The organism is Streptomyces sp. NPDC059169, from assembly GCF_042755225.1.
Lineage (GTDB): Bacteria > Actinomycetota > Actinomycetes > Streptomycetales > Streptomycetaceae > Streptomyces.
Genome location: NZ_JBHZCF010000007.1, coordinates 290,428 through 302,135, shown reverse-complemented (window position 1 = coordinate 302,135; position 11,708 = coordinate 290,428). Strand labels below are relative to the sequence as shown.

The 11,708-nt window shown below is 72.1% G+C and carries 8 protein-coding genes and 1 pseudogene; 5 read left to right on the top strand and 4 right to left on the bottom strand.

The genetic code is table 11. The features are described from left to right. Positions 1–25 precede the first annotated feature (25 nt). Positions 26–910: pseudogene (locus ACFXOM_RS16100) on the top strand (YbhN family protein); the annotation flags it as partial. On the opposite strand, the gene ACFXOM_RS16095 reads toward ACFXOM_RS16100, so the two are convergent. Both ACFXOM_RS16095 and ACFXOM_RS16090 read right to left on the bottom strand, forming a co-directional pair. Beyond that, positions 842–1,747: a RibD family protein gene (locus tag ACFXOM_RS16095; RefSeq protein ID WP_384944090.1), complete on the bottom strand. Its 906-nt coding sequence runs from the start codon at positions 1,745–1,747 to the stop codon at positions 842–844. The pseudogene ACFXOM_RS16100 and the gene ACFXOM_RS16095 overlap by 69 nt on opposite strands. Beyond that, entirely contained in the window at positions 1,744–2,577 is an 834-nt protein-coding gene (locus ACFXOM_RS16090; protein ID WP_384929176.1) for a creatininase family protein, read from the bottom strand. The genes ACFXOM_RS16095 and ACFXOM_RS16090 overlap by 4 nt, the downstream gene beginning before the upstream one ends. 151 nt (positions 2,578–2,728) lie before the next feature. On the opposite strand from ACFXOM_RS16090, the gene ribA reads away from it, so the two are divergent. Both ribA and ACFXOM_RS16080 read left to right on the top strand, forming a co-directional pair. Then, on the top strand, positions 2,729–3,385 hold the full coding sequence (gene ribA, locus ACFXOM_RS16085) for a GTP cyclohydrolase II (RefSeq protein WP_384929179.1): 657 nt from the start codon (positions 2,729–2,731) through the stop codon (positions 3,383–3,385). A 189-nt stretch (positions 3,386–3,574) separates the two neighbouring features. Beyond that, positions 3,575–5,692, top strand: coding sequence for a SpoIIE family protein phosphatase (locus ACFXOM_RS16080; protein ID WP_384929181.1), 2,118 nt, complete (start codon positions 3,575–3,577; stop codon positions 5,690–5,692). Positions 5,693–5,759: 67 nt separating this feature from the next. Here the strand turns inward: ACFXOM_RS16080 and ACFXOM_RS16075 are convergent, their stop codons facing one another. Both ACFXOM_RS16075 and ACFXOM_RS16070 read right to left on the bottom strand, forming a co-directional pair. After that, complete coding sequence (locus ACFXOM_RS16075) at positions 5,760–6,410, bottom strand: hypothetical protein (protein ID WP_384944089.1); 651 nt, start codon at positions 6,408–6,410, stop codon at positions 5,760–5,762. Positions 6,411–6,660: 250 nt separating this feature from the next. Continuing rightward, positions 6,661–9,192 carry a SpoIIE family protein phosphatase gene (locus ACFXOM_RS16070; RefSeq protein ID WP_384929186.1) on the bottom strand — a complete coding sequence of 844 codons (2,532 nt, stop codon included), beginning with the start codon at positions 9,190–9,192 and terminating at the stop codon, positions 6,661–6,663. A gap of 418 nt (positions 9,193–9,610) precedes the next feature. On the opposite strand from ACFXOM_RS16070, the gene ACFXOM_RS16065 reads away from it, so the two are divergent. After that, positions 9,611–10,639, top strand: coding sequence for a hypothetical protein (locus tag ACFXOM_RS16065; protein WP_385038210.1), 1,029 nt, complete (start codon positions 9,611–9,613; stop codon positions 10,637–10,639). A 216-nt stretch (positions 10,640–10,855) separates the two neighbouring features. Further along, a complete protein-coding gene (locus ACFXOM_RS16060) occupies positions 10,856–11,452 on the top strand; it encodes a low molecular weight phosphatase family protein (protein ID WP_385038207.1) in 597 nt (198 codons plus the stop codon). The last annotated feature ends 256 nt before the right edge of the window (positions 11,453–11,708 follow it).

Below are 11,708 nucleotides of genomic sequence, written 5' to 3'. Positions count from 1 at the left end.
CGGGGGTGCGGCGATCCTCGTGGCGATGCTGTGGTGGCAGGGCACGGGCGCGTTCGTCGACGGGATGCGGGGCATCGACGCGCCCGTCGTCCTCGCCGCGCTCGGCATAGGGCTGCTCACCACCGTGTTCAGCGCCTGGCGCTGGTGCCTGGTGGCCCGCGGTCTCGGGATCCGGCTGCCGCTGGGCCGTGCGGTCGCGGACTACTACCGGTCGCTCTTCCTGAACGCGGCGCTGCCCGGTGGGGTGCTCGGCGACGTGCACCGTGCGGTGCGGCACGGGCGGTGTGCCGGTGACGTCGGCCGGGGCGTGCGGGCCGTCGTCCTGGAACGGGTCGCGGGCCAGGTCGTCCTGATCGTCGTCGGTGCGGTCCTGCTGTTCGTGCAGCCTTCGCCGGCCCTGGCGCAGGCGGGCCGGGCGGTCCGCGGGGCCGCCGGGTCGCCGGGCGGACTCACCGCACTCGCGGCGGTGTGCGCCCTGGGGGTCGTGACGGCGGTGCTGCTGCGCGCCCGTCGCGACACCGCACGGCGGCACGGCAGGATCCGGGCCGCGCTGACCGAGGCACGCGCCGGGTTGACCGCCCGTGCGGTATGGCCGGGCGTGCTGGTCTCGTCGGGCGCGGTGCTGGCCGGGTACCTCGCCATGTTCCTGCTCGCCGCCCGCGCAGCCGGATCCGCGGCGCCCGCCGCCGAGTTGCTGCCGCTGATGGTGCTGGCGCTGCTCGCCATGGCGCTGCCGCTGAACGTCGGCGGCTGGGGGCCCCGCGAGGGGGTCACGGCGTGGGCGTTCGGCGCGGCAGGCCTGGGCGCCGCCCAGGGCCTGACCGTCGCCGTCGTGTACGGGCTACTCGCCTTCGCCGCGAGCCTGCCCGGGGTCGCCGTGCTCGTGGCCCAGTGGGTCGCCGGGATGCGCCGCCCTCAGGTCCAGTTCGAAGAGGGTGTCCTCGCCGAGGGTGGCACGGCGCGTGGGCGGTCGGAGGGCGTCCCGCATCAACTCGGGCCCGGCGAAGCCCAGGCCCGGCACTCCGTTGCCGATGAGCACCGGTGCCACGGTGACGTAGAGCCGCTGGAGGGCTCCTGCGTGCAGGAAGCGCGACACGGTGACGCCGCCGCCCTCGACGAGCACGCGGCCCAGACCGCGCCGCGCGAGTTCGCGCACCAGGCGGCGCGGGGCGAAGTCCTCGCGGTCGGGCAGGACGAGCACGTCGACGCCCGCCAGGTCGGACGCGGCGTGCGCGCGTTCGCTGTCGGCGCCCACCACCCAGAGGGTGCGCGCCGCGCCGTCGCTGAACACCCGTCGTTGCAGGGGGACCCGGCCGTGCGGGTCGAGAACGACGCGCACCGGATTGGCGCCGGCGCAGGCACGGACGGTGAGTTGGGGGTCGTCGGCGACGGCGGTGCCGGCTCCGACGAGCACCGCGTCGGCGAGGGCGCGCAGGCGGTGCAGGTGCTCCCGGTCCTCTTCGCCGGTGACGTAGTCGGCGTCGCCGGTCCGGGTCGCGATGAATCCGTCCAGGCTCTGGCCCAGTTGGGCGAAGGTGAAGCGGGGGCCGGCCAGGCACAGCGACAGATAGCGGTCGGCGAGGTCGACGGCTTCGGGCGAAGCGTTTCGCCAACGGCGGTGGCCTTCCGTGTCCTTGAGCAGCCCGGCGGCGTCCGCGTCCTGGTCGGTGCGGATGGTGCGCAGCCTCTTCCAGGCTTCCGCGGCGTCGATCACGAGGTGTCCCCGGTCGGCGGTGATGCTGGTCATCGTGCCTCCCCACGCGTGTCGTCCGCGCGGGCGGAGCCGGCGGCAGGGGCACCGCTCGGCGGCGGGACCGAACCCTCCGCCTGCGTCCCTGCCGGACCCATCAACGCGAAGTACGCCGCGAAGGATTCGACGAGGCCGGCGAGCAGTTCCTTACCCTTCCCTGACGACGCCTTCGACGGACGACCGATCACACCGGTTTCCGTGTAGGCACGCATACCGAGCGTCAACAAATGTTCCCGGTCATCGGCGAGGCAATCGGACGTCTCATAACCGGGACGGATCAGTTCTGGATGAGCATGCAGCAGTATGGACGTCTCTACTTCACCCGCATGCATATCGCTGTGCGAGGTCGTCTGCACACCGGCCCTGTCCCGTGCCGCCTTCCAATCGGCGGACCCGGGGAAAAGCGCCATGCGCGTACCACTGCCGGCGGACTCCTGAACCACGTTGCGCAGTACGTAGTTCCCACCGTGTCCATTGACGAGGACCAGGTTGTGGATACCGGAACGGCGGAGGGATTCGGCGATGTCCTGCACCACCGCGTAGAGGGTGGCGGCGGAGATGCTGACGGTGCCGGGCCACGCGGCGTGCTCGTGGGAGCAGGAGATCGTCACCGGGGGCAGGCAGTGCACCCGGTACGCGGCGGCGACCTCTCGGGCTATGGCGCAGGCTATGACGGTGTCGGTCATCAGCGGGAGGTACGGCCCGTGCTGCTCGAAGCTCCCGATGGGCAGGATGGCCACGCCGGCCCGGTCGACCCGCACGTCCTCCGTCGTCGTATCCAGTGGCAACAGGCCGTTCGCCAGGGGTCGCGAGCGCGGACCATTCATCTTCTCCGGCCTTTCTTTCTTCGTTCCACGGGAGCAGGTTACCCAAAAGTATTCGCCCACCGGTCCAAGATCCCTCACAGGATAACCAGTTGACATCCACTCAACGAATTCCCGTCCCCAACTCCGGAGGTTACCCGATATGATCAGGGACATGATAGATAGCGATGGCGCACACCGCGAGAGTGCGGGTTCTTCAGGTGTGGAACGCGTGGCAAATGTCCGGCTGTCCACCGAACACGGTGTTTTCCTCGCTGTCGGATACCTGGACCGCAATCGCGGTGAAGAACAAATAGCGTTGGTGTACGGCGACGTCGAGGGGGAAGGGGCCCTTACCCGACTGCATTCCGAGTGCCTCACCGGAGACGCCTTCGGATCGCGGCACTGCGAGTGCGGCGACCAACTGTCCGCGGCGCTCCAGGAGATCGCGCGCGAAGGGCGGGGGGTCCTGGTCTACCTCCAGGGTCACGAGGGCCGCGGCATCGGTCTGCTGGCCAAGCTGCAGGCGATGCAGCTCCAGGCGGAGGGGCTGGACACGGTCGAGGCGAACCTCGCCCTCGGTCTCCCGGCCGACGCCCGGGACTACCGGGTGGCGGCGGAGATCCTCCAGGACCTCGGCGTACGGTCCGTACGCCTGCTGTCCAACAACCCGCTCAAGCGCGACGCCCTTCTGCGCCACGGCATCGGCATCGACGAGCAGGTGCCGCTGTTGACCCCGCCGCGCGAAGAGAACCTCGCCTACCTGCGGACCAAGCGGGAACGCATGGGCCACAACCTCCCCCACCTGGACCTGCTGGCCGACCAGTCCTGACGGGCCCGGGCGGGCCCGGTGGGCCCGCCCGGGCGCAGGCCGCCGACGCCCGCGGCCGGTGCGCGAATCCCGCAACCTCTGGTCACCCACCGTGTACGGGAGCGACGGCGCCCCTGTGCCGGAGCGCCCCTCGGCGCTCATACTGGGAGCACGGAGCACGGAGCACACGAGGCCGCGCGGGTGTCGGCGATGAACACACACATGCCCATCGATGCCATGGACGGCGCCGGAGCCACCCCGGACGCCGGCGGGTGGCTCGGCGCCCTGCCCGTGGCGCTGGTGGCCACCAGCGCCGACGGGAAGATCGTGCGCTGGGAACCCGCGGCACAGCGCTTGCTCGGCTACCGCCCCCCGGAGGCGATCGGGCGCCGCATCGTCGACCTGCTGCACCCCGGCGCGGACCGGAGCCTCGGGCACTCCCTGTGGGAGGCGGCCGCCAGCGGACGCGGGGTGATGGGCACGGTCACCGCCTGGCACCGCGACGGGCACCCCCTGGAGCTGGAGATCTGGGCGTGCCCGGTACCGAGCCGGCGCAGCGGCAACACGATGCTGGTCTTCGCCACCGACGCCAACGAGGCCCGGCGGGTGAGGGGGTCCTCCGCCGTGTGGGACGGGCTGTTCGCCCGCGCCCCGGTCGGGCTCGCCATGTTCGACACGCGGCTGCGCTTCCTGTGGGTCAACCCGGCGCTGCAGGCCATGAACGGCGCGCCCGAAGCGGCCCACCTGGGGCGGCGGCCGTCCGAGGTCCTCCCGCACGGGAACGCGTCCGTGCTGGAAGGTGTGCTGCGCGGGGTCCTGACCACCGGTGAACCCGTCCTGGACTTCCGCCACACCACCCGCACGCCGGTGCACGCCCGCCACGAGTGTGTGTGGTCGTGCTCCTGCGTCCGCCTGGAGGACGCCGCGGGCCACGCGATCGGGGTCACCGCCTTCATCATCGACATCAGCGAACAGCAGCAGGCCCACCTCGAGGCGGAGGCGAACCGGCACCGGCTGGCCCTGCTCAGCGAGGCGGCGGTGCGCATCGGCACCACCCTCGACCTCGACCGCACCGCGCAGGAACTGGCCGACCTGTGCGTGCCCGACTTCGCCGACGTCGTCACCGTCGACGTCCCGGAATCGCTCGCCGCGGGCGGCGATCCGGGATTGGGCATGGTCGGCGGAACCATCCTGCGACGGCTGGGGAAGGCCCCGCTCACCAGTTCCCCGGCCGGGGACACCCTCGCGCCGCTCGGGCACACCCTGGCGTTCCCCGGCTCCGCGCCCTACGCGCAGGTGGTCGTGAGCCGCCAGCCGTTCCTGATCGCCCACCTCGACGCCCGCGCCATCGCCCCGGCCGCCGCGCACACCACCAGACCGGAGGAACTGCTGCGGATCGGTGTGCACTCGTTCATGATGGCGCCGCTGATCGCCCGCGGAACCGTGTTGGGGATCGCCACGTTCTACCGGTCCGACCTACCGGAGCCGTTCGGCACCGAGGACACCACGCTCGCCAGTGAGCTCTGCGCCCGCACCGCTGTCTGCATCGACAACGCCCGCCTCTACCACCGCGAGCACGACACCGCGGTCATCCTCCAGCGCAGCATGCTGCCCCAACACATCACGCCGCCGCCGGGCGTCGAGGTCGCCCACCGGTACCTGCCGGCGAGCGACGTCAACGAGGTCGGCGGCGACTGGTACGACGTCGTCCGTCTGCCCGGGGGCAAGGCGGGGCTGCTGATCGGGGACGTCATGGGCCACGGCACCCCCGCGGCCGCGGTGATGGGACGCCTCTCCAGCTCGGTGCGGGCGTTGGCCCGCCTGGACCTGTCCCCCGTCGACCTGCTGCACCAGCTCGAACACGCCCTCGCCGACCTCGCGGAGCCGATGCTCGCGACGTTCCTCTACGCCGTGTGCGACCCGACGACCGGGCTGTGCCGCATCGTCCGCGCCGGGCACCCGCCGCCCGCCGTGGTCACGCCCGACGGCACGGCGAGGATCCTGGACCTCCCTCCCGGGGTGCCCCTGGGAATCGGCGGCGTCGACTTCATCACGACCGACGTCACGCTCGCCCCGCGCAGTCTGCTCGTCCTGTACACCGACGGACTCGTCGAGGCCCGAGGCACCGACATCGACGACCGGCTCACCGAACTCACCCACCTCCTCGGCGCGCCGGGCGACGAACTGGACCACGTGTGCGACACCTTGGTGACGCACCTCGTGCCCGCCTCGGCCGACGACGACATCGCCCTGCTCGTCGCCCGGATCGGCACGGGCGACGAGCAACGGGCCACGGGCGCCCGACCGCCCACCGGCCGGGACCGGTGACGGACGGACGGACGGCGACAGCGGAAGACGAGACGAGCCCGTCCGTCCGGTCGCGACCGGAGGCCGCTCAGTCGACGACGAGCATGTAGGTGTTCTCCAGGTCGTCCTGTACGACGTGGGCCTCCCCGTCGACCGTGCGGACGTGCAGGTCCTCGTCGGGCTCGTGGACCCGGAAACGCCACCCCTCGGGCAGTCGCAGTCGCTCCCCCAGCGCGGGGAGGGAAGCCATGGTCAGGCTGTCGTCCACGATGTGGGCGTACGTCTGCATGACGTAGGTCTTGCCGTCGGGGGCCAGCAGCGAGTAGACCGGCTTCCCCGCGGCGAAGACGTACTCCGTGTCCCGTCTGACGACGATGTCGGCGTAGTACTCCTTGTCGGGCCCCGACACGTCCCGCCCCGCAGGCAACGGGACCTGCGCGACCAGACGGGCTTCCAGCCCGTCGAACGTCTCCGTGCCGCCCACCTCGTAGGCCGTGATCTCGTCGACCACCCAGAACCGCGGGCCGTTCAGGATCACCGCCGGCACGTCGAACTCCTCCGCCAGCGCCTGGGGGTTGAGGGCGTCCCACCACTCCGGCGGGCAGTCGTTGAGACCGAGAGTGTTGTAGACGGCCGCCCTGAGGCTCCCGTCCTTGTCCGGGGTGATGAGCACCACTTCGCCGTAACGGGCATCGCGAAGACCGCTCACGTGCCGGGGGGCTTGCGTCGTGTGCGACATGTGCTCCTCCTTCTCACTGCCTCCCCGTGCGCTTCCGCTGCAGACCGCCCGGGTTTCCGGAGGCCGTGGGGCGGGGCGCAGGGACGGCAGTGGGTCGTTCCCTCGGGCGACGACAGCACACCAAGGGTGCGCAACATGACGAAATCCGCCACATCTCCCACCATAAGGGCCGCTCCGTGGAGCACAACGCGACGCGGTTGCCGGGCAGTCGGGCGTGGACACCGCATGCCGTCGCCGGTGCGGCGTCGTATCATTCCGGCGCCTGGTCCCCGCTGTGGGAGTGTTCGTACTCGGTGAGCAACAGGGCTATGTCGTCGGCCCGGTAGGCCCAGCCGCGGGCACCGTGCAGCAGTCGGTCGGCGAGTTCGTCCAACGAGTCCGCTCGGGCATGGGCCAGCGAAGCCCGTAGCCGGTCGATGCCCACCTCGATGCCGGTACCCCGCTCCTCGACCAGACCGTCCGTGTAGAGGGCCAGCACGGAGCCCGCCGGGAGGTCGATCCAACGACCCGGGTAGTGGCTCGCACGGTCCACTCCGAGCAACGGTCCCGGGTCCAGGCCGAGGACGCAGGTGGCACCGCCCGGGTCGCGCAGCAGCGGCGGAGGATGTCCGGCGCACACGGCGTACGCCCGGTGGTCGCGGGGTTCGACGCGCAGGTAACAACAACTGGCCAGCAGGCCCGGGTCGAGGTCGATCAAGGTCTGGTTGGCCCCCGCCACCACTTCACCCGGCACATGGCCCACCGCCGTGAAAGCCCGTACGGCACTGCGGAGTTGGGCCATGGTCGCGGCAGCGGCGACGCTGTGGCCCTCGACGTCCCCGATGACGAGGCAGACCCCGTCTTCCGTGGGGATGACGTCGTACCAATCACCGCCGATGTCCATCCCACTGGTGCCCGGTAGGTAGCGGGCGGCGGTGCGGACACCGGGAACCACGGGCAGCCGGTGCGGCAGCAACGCCTGCTGCAGACCGCGGGCGAGCGCGAACTCCGAGTCGTAGAGCCGTGCGCGTTCCAGCGCCTGGGCGATCAGGCCGGCCAAAGCGGTGAGGACGCCGCGGTCCTTGGCCGTGAACCGGTGAGCCTCGTCGAACCCGAGCACACACGTGCCGATGGGACGGCTCGAGGCGATCAGCGGCAGGTACGCCCAGGAACTCACCCCGTCCGTGGGGATGTCGGGGTAGCCCTCGCAGAGGTCCGCCTGCGACTCGATGAAGAGCGGGGCGCCCGACGTCAGGGCTTCCGTTCCCGGAAGTCGAGCGTGCAGCGGAACGCCCTCCAGCCAATCGAGGAAGTCCTCGTGGTCGCCGGTGTGGAAGATGAGGTGCATCGCCCCCTCGCGCACCACGTGGATCGCCAACTGCTGGCCGCCGAAGGCAGGGAGGAGCTGGTCGGCGACGACGCCGCAGACCTCGCGGGCGGTCACCGCCTCGGTCAGCGCGCAGCCCAGTTGGAGGACGTGGTACATGACGCCCATGCGCGCCGCTGGGGGAGCGACCGCCGGCGCGTCCGGGACGGGCGGCGGCACACTCCCGCCGCCGGGCACGGGCGGTTCCGCAGCCGCGACGTCCGGCGCTGCGGCGTCCACTGCGGCCCGTCCCACCGGGACCACCCACCCGGTCACGCCGTCGGCCTCCGGATGGAGGTGGAAGGCCAGCCACTGGCCGGACGGCCGGCAAGCCGTGAACGAGACCGGGGCCTGTTCGATCATCGCCGTCCTGTACCGGAACTCGATGTCCGGGTCGGACAGCCACGGCAGCACGTCCCAGAGGCAACGGCCGAGGAGCTCCTCGACGCGCACCCCCAGGAGCCCGCCGAGCCGCTGGTTGAGGTGGCTGACCCGCCCGTCGGGGGCGAGGGAGAAGAGCCCCTCCCTGAGCCGTTCCACAGCGGCCGCGGCCGCCGTGCCCACCGTCGCGTCGACGACCGACCCCACCAGGTGGGTGCCGGTGTCCTCACCGCCGGTGTGCTGCAGGCGCCCCCACAGCTCGACCGTCCGGTACCGGTCGGCGCCCGACGCCTCCCGTACCCGCAGTCGTCGTCCGCCGACCCGCCCCTCGGCCGCCGCCGACCGCGCCGTGCCACGGAACGTGGCGAGGTCACCGGGGTGCAGCCGGGCGGCCAGCACCTCGGGCCGCAGGTCGGACGTGTCCGGATCGAGGCCGAAGATCGTGCGGAGCTCGTCGTCCGCGCTGAAGGCGTCGGTGTCCAGATTCCAGTCGAAGAGCCCCACCCGCACGGCCGGGTCCGTCGGCGCCGGGGTTTCGACGGGCACCGTCTGCAGATCGCACTCGACCGCGTCACCCGTGCGGTCCACGAGGTCGGCGAGGGCGGCACCGAGCCGGCCCGCGGCGGCGCGCAGCTGGCGACGCTGGGCCTTGGTCAGGCCGGCGCCGCCCCGCGACGCACCCCAGACCACGGCCAGCGCCCCGAAGGACTCCCCCCGTGTCCCGATCGGCACCGCACAGGACCCGAAGGAGTGCGGCAGGGCCATCGCGAGCTGCGGGAACCGGCGCACGGTCTCCTCGGCCCCGGCCAGGTGGACGGTGCGTCCCGTGCGGTAGGCGACGGCGACCGGAATGGGGCTGTTCACCGGTATGAGGCGCCAGCCGCCGAGCTGGGAGGGCGGCACCCCGCACGTCGCTGCCAACACGACCGCACGCCGGTCGTGGGAGCGGATGAACACGCTGCCCGCGTACGCACCGGTACCCGCCACTGCCTTGACCACGGCCGCGGCGAGCAGGTCGTCGCGCTCCGCCGTCGGGCTGACGATCGTCCCGCGCATGTTCCCAGTGTGCGCAGGGTCGCGGGATGCGGCCCGGCAACGCACCCAGCGGGGCGCTCCGATCACGGACCGCGACGGCCGGGTGGGCCAAGCGGGTGCAACCACTGCACCGTCCTGAGGAGCCCGGTGGTGTGCCTGTTTGGTGCTCGGGGGCCACGTCTATTGATCCCGTGCTTGATTTCGGCCGCTGCCCCGATGCCCGCCGGGCGGTGCCCCACGTCGTCACGGACCGGGCGCTCGACGGGCGTCCACGGAGCCGCAGCGCCGATTGAGGCATGGGAGATCAGCCGATGGCGGTGGAGGTGGTGCAGACGGCGGAACAGCCACACCTGTCCGGCACCGGGTGTTCGACGGTCCCCACACCGACAACAACAGGATCACCACTCATCAAGCGCCTTCCGAAGGAGCCCCGAACACGATGCCCAGACGCTCGAGATGGCGGATCGCCCTGGCTTCCGCCGCCGCAAGCCTGATTGCCGCTGCTCCGCTGATCACGGCCGGGCCGGCACACGCGCAGTATCCCCCGACGGCCGGCCTCCTGGTCGACGACACCACCCTGTTTCCCGGCCAGACCGTCACCATCGGACCCGCGTCCGGCTACCAGATCAACGAGGCCGCGCTCGCCCGACTCGTCTCCGTGGCGACCGGAGCCGGCGGTGCCCAGGCGGCTCCGGCTCCGCAGGCACGTGCGGCGGAACGCCCCATGGCGAACCCCACCGACTCCTACGACCGCGACCACGACCGGCCGACGCACTCGCCCTCACCGACGTCCAGCGAGACGTCCTCGTCGGCGCCGCCGTCCGGCCCCGTGAACCTCGCCACGTTCATCGCCGACTCCGGCGGCGTGGTGAACGGACAGGCCGAGATCCCCAGAGACACCCCCACCGGTACCTACAACCTCCAGCTCATCGGCCAGGAGTCGGGACGGCACTTGTACGCACAGGTGACCGTGGACCCGCGGAACGGCGGGGGCCAGCCCGGCGACGGCGACGGTGACGGTGACGGCGACCACGGACGCCCCGGCAACGGTGACGGCGACCACGGACGCCCCGGCAACGGTGACGGCGACCACGGACGCCCCGGCAACGGCGGCGACGGTGACGACCACGGACGCGGCGACGACGGCGACCACGGTGACGACCACGGACGCGGCGACGACGGCGACCACGGACGCGGCGATGACGGCGACCACGGACGAGGCGGCGACGGTGACCACAGTTGGTCCGGTGGCGGCAACGACCACGACTCCGACAAGGGCGACAAGGGAGATAAGGGCGACAGGGGTGACAAGGGAGACAAGAGCGACAAGGACAAGGTCGGGCTTGCCAACACCGGTTCCTCCGACGCCCCGGTGGCCCTGATCACCGTGGCGGGCGGCCTGCTCCTGCTCGGTGGTGGCTCACTGCTGATCGCCAAGCGTCGCCGCTCGGGCGCCCGACGCGGCTGACGACCGGCAGGGACCCCGGGGAGGAGAACACCGGCCACCGCCTCGGCGGTAGTCCGCCGCCTTTCCGGAACGGCCCGGTACGACGGGAGCACCGTCGTACCGGGCCGTTGGCGCGTCCGGCCCCGGGACCCGACCGCCCACCGGCGAGGGGACGACGCTCGCCCGCCACCCACGCGGACAAGGATGGAAATGGGCCTTCCGTCCCATACTGGTGCCATGCCCGATCCTGACAGCGCGCCCTCCGCAGCGGCCCCGGCCCCCTTCCGGGTCCTCATGGTGTGCACCGCCAACCTCTACCGTTCCCCCGTCGCCGCCTGCCTCCTGCGGCGGCGACTGGCCGCCCTGGGCGCGGCGATCCACGTGAGCAGCGCGGGAACCGACGCCGTCCCCGGCACACCGATGGCGGCCACTGCCGCCGCCCTGGTGCGCGAACGGGGCGCCGATCCGGCCGGGGTGAACGCCCGTCGGCTGACCGCTGGACTGGTCGAGGGCGCGGACCTGCTGCTCGGCGCCGCGACGGAGCACCGCGAGGCAGCGGTGCGGTTGTCCCCCGTCCGGGCACTGTGCCGGGCGTTCAGCCTGCGGGAGTTCGCCCGGCTGGCGAGCGCCGCGGACGCGGCGGGGACGACAGAGCCCGCCGCGCGTTTCGCCGCGCTCGTGGCAGGCGCGGCGGCCCGGCGCGGTACGGCTGGGGCGTCGGCCCACGACGACGACGTGGCCGATCCGCTCGGCGGGAGCCCCGAGGAGACACGCGCGTGCGTGGCTCGGATCGAAGAGTCGGTGGAACGGATCGCCGTGGCGATGCAGGCTTGACGGGCCTCGCGAACGCAGTCAGGGAATTCCCCGCCGGATAGTGGTCATGCCGGCCGGAAACCCCGGCTGGGCACCGGCATCCGCGGGCTCGCCGTTCTCGTTTCCGGAAAACTGCTTCCCCCGTCGACCGGGCACCGGACAGGCATGCGACGAACCGTCAGCGACCGCACGCACCTGTACCTGACTGCGCATTTCCGGGCGCGTCGGAAGGGCTATTCCACAATGACTGCGACGGAATTCACGGCTGCGTGTTCGA